This is a genomic window from Fibrobacter sp. UWR4 (assembly GCF_003149045.1).
In the GTDB taxonomy this organism is placed as follows: Bacteria; Fibrobacterota; Fibrobacteria; order Fibrobacterales; family Fibrobacteraceae; genus Fibrobacter.
On sequence record NZ_QGDU01000020.1, the window covers coordinates 23,581 to 38,830 of the forward strand.

Genomic DNA, 15,250 nt, shown 5'->3' on the forward strand with positions numbered 1-15,250 from the left:
TTAGTACCTCAATGTTTCGACGACGCCCTTCTTGAAGGTGCCGAGGATATAGATGAAGCTCGTGTAATTTTTCAGTTCTGCAAGAGCGGCCTGGGCGTTTTCGTCCTTGACGTTAGCTTCGAAGGAAACGTGGAAAATGTATTCCCAAGGCTTGTCCGGATGGGGACGGCTTTCGCAGCGGGTGAGGTTCAGACCGCGTTTTGCAAAACAACCCAGGGCGTTGTACAATGCACCCACTTCCTTGGAGGACGCGAGTTCGAATAGGATGGTGGTCTTTGCGTTTTCGCTTTCGGCGAAGTCCACGGGAGTCTTCTGGATTGCATAGAAACGGGTGAAGTTTGTTCCCTTCAAGTTTTCCAGACCGGCCTTCAAAATATCAAGATTATAGATCTTTGCGGCATAGGCACTGGCGATGGCGCCTTCGTCACGATTTCCACGAGCAGCCAGTTCTTCGGCGGAGCCTGCGGTATCAAATGCGGGGACGGCTTGAATCTGCGGGTTTTCTGCAAAAAATCTGGAACACTGAGCAAGAGCCTGGGGGTGGCTGTAAACGCGCTTCAGGTCTTCCACCTTTACGCCGGGCATTACACAGAGGGTGTGTTCAATACGGAGCATTACTTCGCCAACAATGCGGTGACGCCACTTGTAAAGCAGGTCGTAATTTGCTTCGATGGAACCTGCCGTAGAATTCTCGATAGGAATTGCACCGCCGTCGGCTTCACCATTTTCAATAGCCTGGTAGATTTCCTCGAAGGTGTCCATGGGCAAAGTTTCGATGTCTTCGCCAAAAAGGTAATGGGCTGCGCAATCGCTGTATGCGCCCTTACGGCCTTGGAATGCAATTTTCTTCATAAATCTCGAACAGTTTTGTGTTTTTTATTTCGTATTCAAAAATACAATTTTTGAAATACTAGCGGATCAGTCGGCGGGCTCCCTTATAGCGGGAATTGAAATACTTTTCATCAAGGTTGGAAATCATGACGCCCTTGCTGGTGCTGGCGTGAGAGAAGTTTCCGTCACTGAGATAGACGCCAATGTGGCTGATGCCCCAGAAGTCTCCGAAGAATACCAGGTCCCCTTCCTTGAGGGAACTACGGCTCACCTGGGTAAAACGGGTGTCCTTATAGATGGCCGCTGCCTGATGGTCCAGGGACACTCCGTAGAAGTCCCGGAACACGTTCATGATATAGCCGGAACAGTCCGTGCCCTTGCGGCTGGATCCGCCATAGACGTACTTGGTTCCTTTCCAGCTATCCGTATATTCCTTGAGGGTAGCGTACTTCTTGCCTCCGCTTGCTTTCGTTTGCTGCTTGACGGGTGCTGTCGACTTTTTGGGGGCAGGCTGTGTGGCAGGATTTGCAACCTTCTTTGTTGTGTCTGCGCTGGCGGTTTGTGTGGTGGCGGAGGCTGCGCTTGGGGCTGCTTCCGCTGTTTTCTGCGCGGCAGGTACGGGCTTATAGGCACCCAACTTGCGGCTGTAACCTGTGCGGGTGGGGAACGAACAGGACGTAAGCATAGCAATGCCTAGAAACAGCACTAATGCTGTCATTCCTGAATTCTTCCAATAGTGAGCCATTGGAAAAAATGTAATAATTAGCCGATGAAGCCGTGGGGCTCAAAACCCAAACTCTTGACCAATTCAAAGTCGGTTGCGTTATTTACACCTGCGGTGGTGAGCATGTCGTCGGTAATGGTGGCGTTGGCGCCGCTCAGGAATGCCTTTTTACCGTAGTCGCCCAGAACGCCGCGGCCACCTGCGAGGCGGAGGTATGCCTTGGGGTTGATAAAGCGATAGATGGCAACGATTCTGCAGAATTCATCGTTGGAAACCTTAGGGAGATTTTCGAAGGGTGTACCCGGAATGGCGTTCAGCACGTTGATGGGTGTTGACTTTACGCCCAGTTCTCGCAGGTCCATGCACATGTCGATACGGTCTTCCATAGTTTCGCCCAGGCCCATGATGCCGCCGCTGCAGATTTCCAGACCTGCGGCTAAGGCGTTATGCAAGACGCCAATCTTGTCGTCATAAGTGTGGGTGGTGCAGACATCCGGAAAATGACGGCGGTAAGTTTCCAGGTTGTTGTGGAAACGGGTGAGACCAGCTGCCTTCAGCTTGTCAAACTGTTCACGATTCAGAAGGCCGCTGCTGAGGCAGACGCTGAGCTTGGTTTCTTTCTTGAGACGCTTAATGGTTTCAGAAATCTGTTCCACGTCATTGTTGGTGAGAGTGCGGCCAGAAGTAACGATGGAGTAGCGGGGGATTCCTGCTGCTTCCTTCTTTTTAGCGTCGGCTACAATTTCATCGGCGCTGAGGAGTTTGTATTCCGGAGCGCCTGTGTGGTAATAGCTGGACTGAGCGCAGTACTTGCAGTTTTCGGAGCAGCGGCCGCTTCGGGCATTCACGATGGAGCAGAAATCGAAATCGTTACCGTGGAGTTTTTCGCGGATTTCGTTTGCGGCAGTAGTCAGTTCGTCCAGGTTGGCATCCAACAACTTGATTGCGTCTTCACGGGTGGTGACGTAATCTTCAGTTAAAATCTTGTTTTTCAGTTCCTGAACGAAAGACATAAAAAACTCCTTGGTTCGCGGCATTTCCCGCCTGCGATTTTTGCGGGACAAAACTTTAAAAACTTTGTTCCGCTTTATGTTCCACCTTTTTTGGCGGTGTTCTTTTGCGGGTGTAAAATTAGAAAAAAGCAAGACGGATTTGCATATACTTTTTTGCTATGAGTTTTTATAATCCTATATTATTACTGAAGGCTTCTTTTGGAGGTGGATTTTGAGTAAAAAACTGCTTGTTCTCATTGCGTTACTTGCGTCAATCGCTTTTGCGGACGTGGTGGTTAAGGATTCCAAGGTCAAGGCAGAAGTCCCTAACTATAAAATGAATACGTCTGCTGATGTCTTGTCGGATGCACTCCGTGGTGATATCCTTGCCAGTGATTTTACTGAAAATCAATTCATCGCACATTTGAAGGATGGGTCTGGTTTTACTTTTCCCCATCCTTTTGTTGCGATGGTGGGCAAAGCCTTTGCAAATCATTACTCCATTGAAATCAGCCCTGACGATATTTGGCTTATGATTTTGGATGGGGCTCGCCTTCATGTGAAGAACAATCGTGATTTGTTGAAAAACAAGTTCGTACAAGACGGCGCAGATACGGTGATTCATGTGTATGACAACAGCCTGACTATGGATTCCCCTGGTGAACAGTGGATGAAAGATATTGATTGTATTTATGATTCCTTGTATAAAAAATTGCCAAAGGAAACTCGGGAATCCTTTAACGTTGATTTTTCGACATCAACCAATGTGGATCGCTTTGTCAGCAAGGCGATGGTGATGGCCGTGAGTTCTGAGTATTATTCCTATATGCTGACAACTCTGTGTGGTATTCCTAAAATTGTGATCAAGGGTCAACAGAGTGACTGGATCAATCTGAAAAAGCACTTCAATAGGATTGCCAAGGAACTGGATATGCCTTGGTGGGCTGAACAGGTGAACCCCATTCTAGATGAATTCGTCAATGCTTTCAACAAAAAGTTCAATATGGAATTCTGGAGGGGGATCTACAAGTATGTAGATGCTAGAGGGAGTGGCGCTGTTCCCGGCATAAACGGCTGGGTTAACCGATTCTTCCCTTATGTAGATAAAAAAGAGTTTGTGCAGTCGGATACTTTATGGGGCGAAGTGCATTCCCTTGAACGTCGTAGTTCCTGGACAGAACCTTTGGAGTTCAAGGAATTTCCCATCGGTCGTAGCGCCGTGCCGATGGTGTGGCATCATTCGGGAAAGAACGAGGACTTAAATCTTCACACAGGATTTTGGGGAGTCTATCTAGATCCGAAAACAAAAATCCTAAGGACCGTTCGCGGTTACGCTTTAGAGTTCCCGTAATCTTTTAGCCAATCTTGATTTCCTTTACGCCGTCTTCAATGAGGTAGTGCATTTCCTCGTGAATCATGACGTCGGCGGCAATCTTTTGCGGGTCCAGGTGGATGTAGTTGATGTCGCCATCGGCAAGGACGTTTCCTTCCAGGTCCATGATGCTAGCGTGTGTCACGAAGAATCGCGGCGTAAACTTGGTGACTTCTCCCTTGCCAATAAGGGGGACGTTATAGGGAACGGGCTTGCGGTACTTGGTTTCCAAAGACATGGTCACGCCCCAGATGTTTTCGTTCCCGCCTTCCTTGGCCCACACGGCGCGAAGTCCCATTTCGTCCAGCATGGCGGTGATAAGTCCGCCGTGAACGCGACCGGGATAGCTCTGGTGCTGTTCGCGATAGTTGAACAAAGTCATGACGCTACCGTCTTCCATATTGTAGAATGGTGCGCGGACGCCGTACTCGTTGTCCAGACCGCAGATCATGCACATCTTGCTGTTGTGCTGCTTGCTTACGACTTTGATGATTTCGCTCATTACTTTTTCTCCAGCAGGAAGTCGATAATCTTGTTCATGGTGTTATTGGCATCCTTGACGTATTGGGCTGTTAAATCGCGAATGTCCTTTTCATTCTGAACGAACTTTCCTGGCTTCGCAAAATCATCGGCACAGTTTTTCAGCATGCTTTCTACGGATTCCGGGGTGGCTTCCAGATGGAATTGCAAGGCGATGGCACTGCCCAGTCTGAAAGCCTGGTTTTCACAACCTTCGCTGCTTGCAAGTTTGGTTGCTTCCTTTGGAATCCTGAACATTTCCCCGTGCCAGTGGAGTGCGTTGAATGTGCCTAGCTCAAGACTGTGTCCCTTGCAGCAATCCTGCCACTGGATTGGATACCAGCCCACTTCCTTTTCGGGAGCTTTGATGATGGCTGCTCTAAATGCACTGGCGATCATCTGGGCTCCAAGGCAGATGCCTAGAAGGGGCTTGCCTAACTGCACCATGTCACGGCACAGTTCCTTTTCCCTGACGAAGAACGGATAGTTTGCTTCGTCCAACACGCTCATGGGACCGCCCATCATGATGGCGAAATCAATGCCGTCTTCATGGGGAATAGGGTCCCCTGCGTACAACTTGACAATGTGGATGTTGTGACCGCGTTTTTTTAACAAGGGGAGAATGATTCCCGGTCCTTCAAATTCGACATGCTGAAAAATGTAGGTTTCCATAATTAACTCGGTTTTACAGGGCCTAATATAAAAAGGTATGAAAGAGGTGTGCCGACTTGATGTAGTTTAGATGTTCTGCCTTGGTTCTTGCACTTGCCTGCATACAGGGCTTTAATTTGGCGTATAGATCTTCCAGTTGAGATTTGTTGAAAATGGTGCGTCGGGATTTCAAGATCCCGGCCATTTTTTCTTTCATCTGGAAAAGATGCAGGACCATCCAGTCCTCGCCTCGGGCAGGAACCCGCTTGAGAACGCAACGATCGCTAAACACGATGGTGGAAAAAATCGGGAGACTGTCTACGTTCAATTCGGAACGTGAATAGTTCTCTTTCAGGTAGTGCTTAAGGGCGCGAATGTGCCCCGCGTTCTGATGAATCGGGTTGTGGAAGGTATGTTCCGTTCTCGCATTCAGTCGCTGGTTCCAACGTTCCTCGTCTAGACCGCCGGTAATTTCGCCGGAGATGTTTTTACTTTCCAGAACATAAATTCCAGACTGGTGCAGGATCAGTGCGTCTACCTCGGTGGTGCCGCCATGGCTGGGAATGTACAGATTTTTCATCAGTCCGTATATGCGGCCGTCATCGTCGCAGACTCTTGCCAGAGATTGTGCGGCTGCTGCTTCGCCGTATAATCCATTGGGATCGTTTTCCAGTTGTTCCTTCTGGAAATCCTTAAACGTCTTGCGCCGTCCATCGTTATGGAACTTGCCGGAAGGTTTACGATCTGCTTTCGTCTTGAAGAAAACGAATGCGAGAAACGCAATTACAGCAAGCAATGTAACGATAGTTGTGGTCATATTTAAAGTATAGTAAAGAAAAAGGGCTCGCCCTTTTGGACGAACCCTTTAATTCAAGAAACTCTTGAATTCTGCGAAGTCTTTAATGCCTTCCGAAACGGCGGGTCTTGCGGGAGGGGTTATCGCCGAAGTCCCGTTCATCGTGATCCTTACGGAAGGGCTTGTCGCCGAATTTATCGCGACGGCGTTCTTCGCGGTTCTTGCTGCCAAAGCCGCCACGATCGCCGCGGTCATGATCGCCAAAACCACGGTCCTTGCGGAAACCTCCACGACGTTCTTCGCGATTGCCTCTACCTTCGCCACGATGGAAACTGCGGCTTTCGCGAGGACGGGTGCCAGGGGCAGGGCCGGTAGGGGGTTCGTCGGTCATCAGGCGGAAGCGGGCATCGTTACCGCGGATGGTGATGCCAGCGAGAATGTCCAGGACATCCTGGGGAACTGCTTCCGGCAATTCCACGGTGCTGAACTTGTCGAACAGCTTGATACGCCCGATGTTACTGCTGCTGATATTTGCTTCGCCAGCAATGGCGCCCACAATATCCTTGGGGGAGACGTGGTCAATACGTCCTACGCCCAGGTAATAGCGGAGGTAGCCTTCTTCAACTCCGTTGTTGCCTTCCTTGCGTTCCTTGTTCAGACGTTTTCTGTCTTCAACGTCGAAACCTGCGGTACCGGCGCCGATGAAGTCGCGTCCGCCCTTTTCCTTTCCGGAACGTTCGTCACGTTCCTTAGCGCGGCGTGCTTCGCGGGGAGCGTCCAGCGGAGCCAATTCCGGGAACAGGGGCTGCTTCTTCTGGTACATCTTGATGACGGCTGCTGCAATATCTTCTGCAGTCAGCGGGTGGACGGTTCCGTCTTCGTTGACCTGGCCGTCGGTCATATTGCAACCTTCTTCTACCAGGGCCTTTACCAGATCCTTGAACTTGTCCAGCTGGCCATAGCTTGCAACGCTCTTTACCTTTTGCTTGAAGGCTGCCACGCGCTTCTGGCTGATGATTTCACCAGTGGGCATTTCCATCACGTCAATAGGCTGGCGAGTGGCCCGTTCAATAATCTTCAGCATGCGCTTTTCGCGGGGAGTGATGAAGAGGATGGCGTCGCCGCTGCGGCCTGCGCGACCTGTACGGCCAATACGATGGACGTAGGATTCCGTATCAAAAGGAATGTCGTAGTTTACCACCAGAGAAATGCGATCCACGTCGATACCGCGGGCGGCCACGTCGGTTGCTACCACAATATCCAACTTGCCCATCTTTAAACGGTTGATGGTGCGTTCACGCATGGACTGAGCCAGGTCGCCGTTCAGCGGGGCAACGGTAAAGCCGCGGCTTTCCAGCTTTTCTGCCACTTCGGTGGTGTTCTGCTTGGTGCGTACGAAAATCAGGACGCCATCAAAATCTTCGCCTTCCAGTACGCGGGCCAGGGCTTCAATCTTGTGTTCGTTCTTGACCATCAAATAGCGCTGGCGGATGTTTTCTACAGTTGTGGTCTTGCTTTCAATGCAGGCTTCGTCGTATTCGCCCAGGTACTTGTCGATAATGGCCTTCACCTTCTTGGGCATGGTGGCGCTAAAGAGGGCGCGCTGTGCGTCGGAAGGAATTTCCTTCAGGATGGTTTCCACATCTTCTTCGAAACCCATGTCCAGCATTTCGTCCGCTTCGTCCAGGACGATAGCCTTTACACCGCCCAAGGTAATGGTACCGCGCTTGATGTGGTCAATGAGACGACCCGGAGTAGCCACGATAATATTTGCCTGGCGCTTGAGGGCGCGAATCTGTACCGCAATATCCTGGCCGCCGTAAACGGGAACCACATGGACCTTAGGCATGTTCTCTGCGTACTGCTGGATGGCTTCGGCCACCTGAATTGCAAGCTCGCGGGTAGGTGTCAGAACCAGCATGGAGGTCTCGTGACCGTTGAACTGTAGTCGAGACAAAAGCGGCAGGGAGAATGCGGCGGTCTTGCCAGTGCCGGTCTGTGCCGTGCCCAACAAGTTGTTGCCCTGAAGCAGAACAGGAATGGCCTTCACCTGAATGGGGGAGGGGGTCACATAGTTCATCTTCTTGATGGCTTCGAGAACCGGTTCAGCCAAGTCCAAGTCTTCGAAAGTTACGAGAGCCTCGTCACCTTCGGCGTCGCCCATTTCTTCTTCGGACTCGGATATTTCATCTTCAGAAACTTCTTCAATGTCTTCTGCTTGCTCGTCATTCTGAGGCGCAGCCGAAGAATCCATCTGGCTGTTATCAACGGTTTCGTCGCCGTCCACGATTTCAGCCTTCTGGCCGATGGTAAAACCGGCAGCCTTCTTGCCCACGTTCAAAACCTGGTCGTCATCATCCACGACGATTCCGTCGGGATTGACGGCGAGGAACGCTGCTTCATCTGCTTCGTCTTCGTCGGCACCGTTAGCGAATGCTGCCAAAAAGGCGTCTGCTTCGCGGGCAATTGCGGATTTGGGGTCAATATTTTCTTCAGGGATACGGCTTTCCATATCCTTGTCATAGGATTTCTTTGACATAAGCTACCTTCAGGGGACCCGTAAACTTCATCTGCGGCCCATGCCGCGTCATCTCGTCGCTAAAAAGCGTTTAAATAAGCCCCGAAGTGCACTCGCACTCTAAAAACCTGAAGTTCGTTAGGTCACCTAACTCAAATGTGGGCACAAAGGTAGAAATTCGCGAACTCAAATCAAAGGCTATAAATTTCATATCGAAATGGCCTTCCGTATATTCCAATGTGGAATATGCCTGGTAGTCATTTTCCGTTACTTTGCATTATTTTAAAAAAGTTCTTTATAAAGATAGTTTGTTCCATTTGTTGATGAAAATCACAATAAGATCTGCTCGGATGTGTATCAAAAGGGCGGGAAGGGCGAATAAAATGAAACGAAATGGTATTCTTAATAGTGAAATCTCTCGTGTATTAGGGTATCTGGGCCATACCGATTGCATTTGCATTGGCGACTGTGGCTTGCCCATTCCGGATGATACTGAACGCATTGATCTTGCTCTGGCTTTTGGCGTACCCACTTTCATGCAGACCCTTGTGGAAGTGGTGAAGGACATGAAGGTGGAAAAGATTGTCCTGGCAGAGGAAATTAAAACACAGAACCCTGAAGTCCAGCGTCAAGTGCTCGAATTGTTTGAAAACCAGGGTGTCGCTGTTGAATACGTTCCTCATACGGAATTGAAGGCGCGCACGGAGACCTGTAAGGCCGTGATTCGTACCGGAGAAACCACTCCCTACGCCAATATTATTTTGCAGGCAGGATGCATTTTCGCCTGATCGGAGGATAGGAATACTCTATGAATGTTGTAATGAAAGGCATTAACAAGTCTTTTGGTAGTAACCAGGTGTTGAAAGACGCTGGTTTCTCCCTGAAAGACGGTGAAATCCACGCCTTGATGGGAGAAAATGGCGCAGGCAAGTCTACGCTTATGAAAATCCTCACGGGCGTGTACACTCGCGATTCCGGTACAGTGATTGTGGATGGCAAGGAAGTGGTCTACCATAATCCGAAGGAAGCGGAGAAAGCTGGCATTGTTTTTATCTACCAGGAACTGAATGTTCTCTTTGACCTCACGGTGGAAGAAAACCTGTTCATGGGCCGTGAAATTACCAAGCGTTTCGGCATCTGCGACAAGAAGGCCATGCGCGCCAAGGCCCAGGAAATCATGGACCGCATGGGCGTGAATATTCCCGTGGATGCAGTCATGAGTGACTTGTCCGTGGGCCAGCAGCAGATGGTGGAAATCTGTAAGGCCTTGATGGTGGATGCCAAGGTCCTGATCATGGACGAACCTACGGCAGCCCTTACCCAGAGTGAAACCGAAGTGCTGTTCGAGGTGATCAACTCCCTGCGTAAGAAGGGCGTTTCCATCGTTTACGTCTCTCACCGCATGGAAGAAATCTTCGAACTTTGCGACCGCATTACTATCCTGCGTGACGGTACCTATATTGATACCAAGTACATCAAGGATATCACCATGGATGATGTGGTGAAGATGATGATCGGTCGTGAAATCGGTGAACGTTTTCCCAAGCGTGATAACGCCATTGGCGGTGAAGTGCTCCGCGTCGAAGGTCTTTCCCATGAAAAGTTCTTTAGAAACGTAAGCTTCAACGTTAGGGCAGGTGAAGTGCTGGGCGTGTCTGGCCTGATGGGCGCGGGACGTACCGAGATTATGCATTCCATCTTTGGCAACATGCCTATAACAGCCGGCAAGATCTTTATTGAAGGCAAGGAAGTTTCCATCCGCAATCCCCGTCAGGCTATTGCCGCGGGCATCGGCTTCATTACGGAAGACCGTAAGACCGAAGGCTTGCTGCTGGAAAAGAGCATCGCCGAAAATATCGATTTGACCAACTTGGGAATCATTTCCAACAAGGGAGTGCTCCAGGCGGAAAAGCAGGCCAGTTTGGTGAAACGCGGTATCGAAGAATTCAAGATTCGCTGTTTCGGTCCTCAACATGAGTGCGGTAATCTCAGTGGCGGTAACCAGCAGAAGGTGGTTCTTGCCAAGTGGATCTATACCAATCCCAAGATTCTCATTCTGGATGAACCGACCCGCGGCGTGGATATCGGCGCCAAGAAGGAAATTTACAACGTGATCAACGAGATGGCGGCCAAGGGTGTTGCTGTCATTATGGTGTCTTCCGAACTGCCCGAAGTTTTGGGCATGAGCGACCGCATCATGGTTGTTCACGAAGGTGACGTCACAGGCATTATCAATGGTGCCGATGCTGATCAGGAAAAAATTATGACTCTTGCTACAGGAGGTAGTCTCTAATGAAAAAGGAAAACAAGAATATAGGTGCCTTTTTATCGGAATATGGCGTGTTTATTGCGCTGGCTATTCTGGTGGTTGTCATCAGTACCATTAGCCCCGAATTCCGTCAGCCGGGCAACTTCCTGAACCTGTTGCGTCAGGCTTCCTTTAACGGCTTGATTGCATTCGGTATGACTTGCGTCATTCTCAGTGGCGGTATCGATCTTTCCGTAGGTTCCACTTTTGCATTGAGCGCCATTGTCTGTGCCGAAATGATCGGCCATGGCGTTCCGGTGATTGTTGCGGTTCCCGTGGCGTTGCTGGTGGGCGTGGCCTTGGGCTTGATTAGCGGTCTTCTGGTGACCAAGGGCCGTTTGCAGCCCTTCATTGCGACCCTCATTACCATGACGGCTTATCGTGGCATGGCCATGATTCTTACGGATGGTAAGCCTATTTCCCGCCTGGCAGAAAGTGCTGGGGATGGAGCCTTCCTCTTTAAGGCTCTGGGTAAGGGTAACGTGGTTTGCGACTTCCTGCCGGCTATTAAAATTCCTATTCCTATCCTGATCCTGTTGGCATCCTTCGGTATCTTCTATTTCTTGCTGAAGCATACCACTTTCGGTCGCCGCCTTTATGCCACCGGTTCTAACGCCAAGTGCGCTGCACTGTCTGGTGTGAACATCGATCGCATTAAGATGAGCGTCTATGCCATTTCCGGCTTCCTCAGTGCTTTGGCTGGCCTTATCATGATTAGCCGTGTGGACTCCGCACAGCCTATCATGGGAAGCGGTTATGAGCTGGATGCTATCGCTGCTGTTGCCCTTGGCGGTACCAGTATGAATGGCGGTCGCGGAAGAATTGCCGGAACAATTGCTGGTGTTCTCATCATCGCCGTTCTGAACAACGGCTTGAACATCCTGGGTGTCACTTCCTACTATCAGAATGTGATCAAGGCTGTGGTGATCTTGGTTGCTGTTCTTGCTGATCGTAAGAGATAAGGAGATTTGCATCATGAAAAGAATTTTTGGTTTACTTTTCGCTTCTATGCTGTCTTTGCTGATGGCTGCATGTTCCATTGTCATTGACGGTGAAGAAAAAACCTCTTCGAAGCAGGTGGATTCCAAGGGTGCCATCGGCCTGTCCGTTTCCACTCTGAATAACCCCTTCTTCGTGACCTTGGTTGAAGGCGCCAAGAAGGCTGCCATTGAACTGAATGCCAACATCACTGTGGTTGACGCTGGCGACAACGTTTCCAAGCAGGTCAGTGACATTGAAGACCTGGTGAGCAAAAATGTCGGTATCCTGATTGTGAATGCTGTGGATTCTGATGCTTTGACCGGTGCTGTAAAGGCTGCCAAGGCTAAGGGCGTGAAGGTCATTAGCGTGGACCGTGCTATCAACGGTGTGGAAGTGGATTGCCAGATTGCTTCCGATAATGTTGCCGGTGCAGAACTTGCTACCCAGTACATCGTGGACAAGCTTGGCGAAGGTGTTGTTACTGCAGAACTGCAGGGCACCATGGGCTCTTCTGCCGCTATTGATCGCGGTAAGGGTTTCCACAACATTGCTGATGCAAAGCTAAAGGTTGTCGCTTCCCAGACAGCGAACTTCAATCGCACCGAAGGCATGAGCGTCATGGAAAATATGCTGCAGGCCAATGGTGACATTGCTGCCGTATTTGCCGCCAATGACGAAATGGCCCTGGGTGCCGTAGAAGCTAGCAGCGGTGCTGGCAAGAAAGTGATGGTGGTGGGTTTCGATGCTACCGACGACGCTGTTGAAGCCATCAAGGCAGGCCGTATGGCTGCAACCATCGCTCAGCAGCCGGGCCTCATTGGTGAAACTGCTGTTCGCGCTGCAGTGGATCTGAACAACGGCAAGTCCATCGAAAAGAACATCCCGGTGAAGGTTACTCTGGTCACCGCCGAAAATGCTGACAAGCTGAATGCCGACAAGCCTGCTTTCAGCGGCACTATCGGCTTGTCTGTCTCCACCTTGAATAACCCCTTCTTCGTGACCCTTGTTGAAGGTGCCAAGAAGGCCGCTGCCGAACTGAAACTTGGCCTGATTGTGGTTGACGCTGGCGATAACGTTTCCAAGCAGGTTAGCGATATTGAAGACTTGGTCAGCAAGAATGTGACCATCCTGATTGTGAACGCAGTGGATTCCGATGCTCTGACGGGTGCCGTGAAGGTTGCCAAGTCCAAGGGAGTGAAGGTCATTAGCGTGGACCGTGCCATCAACGGTGTGGAAGTGGATTGCCAGATTGCTTCCGATAACGTTGCCGGAGCAGAACTTGCTACCCAGTACATCGTGGATAAACTTGGCGAAGGCGTCGTCACCGCCGAACTTCAGGGAACTCTGGGTTCCTCTGCCGCCATCGATCGCGGTAAGGGATTCCACAACATTGCCGACAAGAAGCTGAAGGTGGCTGCCTCTCAGACTGCAAACTTCAATCGTACCGAAGGCATGAGCGTCATGGAAAACATGCTGCAGGCCAACGGCAAGATTGCCGCAGTCTTTGCCGCCAATGACGAAATGGCTCTGGGTGCCGTAGAAGCTAGCAGCGGTGCTGGCAAGAAGGTCATGGTGGTGGGCTTCGATGCTACCGACGACGCTGTTGAAGCCATCAAGGCTGGCCGTATGGCTGCAACCATCGCTCAGCAGCCGGGCCTCATTGGTGAAACCGCTGTGCGTACTGCCGCAGATATCGCCAACGGCAAGACTGTGGAAAAGAACATCCCGGTGAAGGTTACTCTGGTCACTGCAGAAAATGCAGGCAAGTAAGAAGGACTGCAGTATGAAAGTTCTTAATATCGGTTCCATGAATCTTGACCACGTCTATAGCGTGGACCATATCATTCTTCCTGGTGAAACTGAAGCAACCGGTGCTGTCAAGCATTATTTAGGCGGTAAGGGAATGAACCAGTCTGTCGCTCTTGCCAAGGCAGGCGTGGAAGTTTATCAGGGCGGTATGATTGGCGAGGATGGCCAGCCCTTCCTGGATGCCTGTAAGGAATATGGCGTTCATGGAGAATATATCGCAAAGGTGGATGATCAGACTGGCCATACCATCATCCAGATTGACAAGAACGCCCAGAACAGCATTCTTCTGTATGGCGGTGCAAATCAGCGCTTGACTCAGGAATATGTGGACGGCGTGCTCAGCCACTTTGAGGCTGGCGACATCCTGTTGCTGCAGAATGAAGTGAACCTGTTGCCTTACATCGTGGACAAGGCCTTTGAAAAGGGGATGCAGATTGCGTTGAATCCCTCTCCCTTTAACGAGAAACTTGACGCTGTGGACATGACCAAGATCAGCATTTTCCTGCTGAACGAAGTGGAAGGCAATCAGGTGACGGGCAAGACGGATCCCGACGAAATCCTGGCCGAAATGCGCAAACGTTTCCCAAAGGCTCGCATTGTGCTTACCTTGGGTAAGGACGGTGCGGTGTATAGCGACGGCGAAGAGAAGGTGTTCCAGCCCATCTTCCCCGTGAAAGCTGTGGATACCACTGCTGCCGGCGATACCTTTACCGGATACTTCCTGGCGGGTCTCGCAGAAGGCATGCCCATTGCCCAGGCCCTTCGCATGAGTGCCCGCGCTTCTGCCATCGCAGTAAGCCGCCCCGGCGCCGTACCCTCTATCCCTCTGCGCAAGGAGGTGGAAGAAGCCTTGGCCAACAGCTAAGGATAAAACGAAACTCTCAAAAGGGAAGGTCAGTTGACCTTCCTTTTTGTTTTTACTAAATTGCGTCAAACTGGTCGGGTTGCCAGAGTGGTCGATTGGGCCGGCCTCGCAATCGGTCGTCAGTCACAGGACCGAGGGATCGATTGACTTCGCGAGAGCCGCAGGCGAACAAAGCGAAGTCAAGGATTCGGAGAAGCCGAACCTGTAAGGCTACGAGCGAAACGAAGTGAGTAAGTAGTCCCATCCCTCACCCTCCTCGGCGCAAGGCGGCGAGAATACGAGAAAACGATAGACAATCATGAAATAAAATACTACATTGCGGCGCATCTCGGAGGGTTGCCAGAGTGGTCGATTGGGCCGGTCTCGCAATCGGTCGTCAGTCACAGGACCGAGGGATCGATTGACTTCGCGAGAGCCGCAGGCGAACACAGCGAAGTCAAGGATTCGGCGAAGCCGAACCTGTAAGGCTACGATCGAAACGAAGTGAGTAAGTAGTCCCATCCCTCACCCTCCTCGGCGCAAGGCGGCGAGAATACGAGAAAACGATAGACAATCATGAAATAAAATACTACATTGCGGCGCATCTCGGAGGGTTGCCAGAGTGGTCGATTGGGCCGGTCTCGAAATCCGGAGTCTGTCACAGGACCGAGGGTTCGAATCCCTCACCCTCCTTCAAACGGAAAAGAGTACCCCTGTGGGGTACTCTTTTTCGTTTGTTGAATGCGCTAGGATCGAACCCTCGAATAAGAGGGTTCGATTGACTTCGCGAGAGCCGCAGGCGAACACAGCGAAGTCAAGGATTCGGCGAAGCCGAACCTGAAAGGCAACGATCGAAACGAAGTGAGGGAGTAGTCCCATCCCTCACCCTCCTTTGAAACAAATAG

General features: G+C 50.8%; 13 protein-coding genes, 1 tRNA gene and 1 pseudogene. 8 read left to right on the forward strand and 7 right to left on the reverse strand.

The window, feature by feature from the left end:
* Genes BGX12_RS09515 through bioB form a run of 3 tightly spaced genes read right to left on the reverse strand, consistent with a single transcriptional unit; the run spans position 1 to position 2,568 of the window.
* Complete coding sequence (locus BGX12_RS09515; RefSeq protein WP_109735837.1) at positions 1 to 852, reverse strand: prephenate dehydratase; 852 nt, start codon at positions 850 to 852, stop codon at positions 1 to 3.
* 58 nt (positions 853 to 910) lie between these two features.
* Positions 911 to 1,576 (reverse strand): C40 family peptidase, encoded by a 666-nt coding sequence (locus BGX12_RS09520; protein WP_109735838.1) that lies wholly within the window; start codon positions 1,574 to 1,576, stop codon positions 911 to 913.
* A gap of 17 nt (positions 1,577 to 1,593) precedes the next feature.
* The gene (gene bioB / locus BGX12_RS09525) at positions 1,594 to 2,568 is read right to left on the reverse strand and encodes a biotin synthase BioB (RefSeq protein ID WP_109735839.1); all 975 of its coding nucleotides are present in this window, start codon (positions 2,566 to 2,568) and stop codon (positions 1,594 to 1,596) included.
* Positions 2,569 to 2,779: 211 nt separating this feature from the next.
* On the opposite strand from bioB, the gene BGX12_RS09530 reads away from it, so the two are divergent.
* Positions 2,780 to 3,898, forward strand: a complete 1,119-nt coding sequence (locus tag BGX12_RS09530; protein ID WP_109735840.1) for a DUF4419 domain-containing protein — start codon at positions 2,780 to 2,782, stop codon at positions 3,896 to 3,898.
* Positions 3,899 to 3,902: 4 nt separating this feature from the next.
* Here the strand turns inward: BGX12_RS09530 and BGX12_RS09535 are convergent, their stop codons facing one another.
* The 4 genes from BGX12_RS09535 to BGX12_RS09550 all read right to left on the reverse strand — a co-directional run bounded on the left by BGX12_RS09535 (position 3,903) and on the right by BGX12_RS09550 (position 8,424).
* A complete protein-coding gene (locus tag BGX12_RS09535; RefSeq protein WP_109735841.1) occupies positions 3,903 to 4,421 on the reverse strand; it encodes a PaaI family thioesterase in 519 nt (172 codons plus the stop codon).
* Positions 4,421 to 5,110 carry a type 1 glutamine amidotransferase gene (locus BGX12_RS09540; RefSeq protein WP_109735842.1) on the reverse strand — a complete coding sequence of 230 codons (690 nt, stop codon included), beginning with the start codon at positions 5,108 to 5,110 and terminating at the stop codon, positions 4,421 to 4,423. Before BGX12_RS09540 ends, BGX12_RS09535 begins: the two co-directional genes overlap by 1 nt.
* Positions 5,111 to 5,132: 22 nt before the next feature.
* Complete coding sequence (locus BGX12_RS09545; RefSeq protein ID WP_109735843.1) at positions 5,133 to 5,906, reverse strand: nuclease-related domain-containing protein; 774 nt, start codon at positions 5,904 to 5,906, stop codon at positions 5,133 to 5,135.
* Positions 5,907 to 5,988: 82 nt separating this feature from the next.
* Positions 5,989 to 8,424 (reverse strand): DEAD/DEAH box helicase, encoded by a 2,436-nt coding sequence (locus tag BGX12_RS09550; RefSeq protein WP_233246346.1) that lies wholly within the window; start codon positions 8,422 to 8,424, stop codon positions 5,989 to 5,991.
* Between the two features lie 362 nt (positions 8,425 to 8,786).
* On the opposite strand from BGX12_RS09550, the gene rbsD reads away from it, so the two are divergent.
* The 7 genes and pseudogenes from rbsD to BGX12_RS09580 all read left to right on the forward strand — a co-directional run bounded on the left by rbsD (position 8,787) and on the right by BGX12_RS09580 (position 15,038).
* Complete coding sequence (rbsD, locus tag BGX12_RS09555) at positions 8,787 to 9,191, forward strand: D-ribose pyranase (RefSeq protein WP_109735844.1); 405 nt, start codon at positions 8,787 to 8,789, stop codon at positions 9,189 to 9,191.
* Positions 9,192 to 9,211: 20 nt separating this feature from the next.
* Positions 9,212 to 10,696 carry a sugar ABC transporter ATP-binding protein gene (locus BGX12_RS09560; protein ID WP_109735845.1) on the forward strand — a complete coding sequence of 495 codons (1,485 nt, stop codon included), beginning with the start codon at positions 9,212 to 9,214 and terminating at the stop codon, positions 10,694 to 10,696.
* A complete protein-coding gene (locus BGX12_RS09565) occupies positions 10,696 to 11,673 on the forward strand; it encodes an ABC transporter permease (protein WP_109735846.1) in 978 nt (325 codons plus the stop codon). The genes BGX12_RS09560 and BGX12_RS09565 overlap by 1 nt, the downstream gene beginning before the upstream one ends.
* Positions 11,674 to 11,686: 13 nt before the next feature.
* Positions 11,687 to 12,595 (forward strand): annotated as a pseudogene (locus BGX12_RS16115) (substrate-binding domain-containing protein); the annotation flags it as partial.
* Positions 12,590 to 13,462: a substrate-binding domain-containing protein gene (locus tag BGX12_RS16120; RefSeq protein ID WP_370245659.1), complete on the forward strand. Its 873-nt coding sequence runs from the start codon at positions 12,590 to 12,592 to the stop codon at positions 13,460 to 13,462. The pseudogene BGX12_RS16115 and the gene BGX12_RS16120, both read left to right, overlap by 6 nt.
* Positions 13,463 to 13,475: 13 nt before the next feature.
* Positions 13,476 to 14,366 carry a ribokinase gene (locus BGX12_RS09575; protein ID WP_109735885.1) on the forward strand — a complete coding sequence of 297 codons (891 nt, stop codon included), beginning with the start codon at positions 13,476 to 13,478 and terminating at the stop codon, positions 14,364 to 14,366.
* A 587-nt stretch (positions 14,367 to 14,953) separates the two neighbouring features.
* Positions 14,954 to 15,038 (forward strand) — tRNA-Ser (locus BGX12_RS09580).
* Positions 15,039 to 15,250 lie beyond the last annotated feature (212 nt).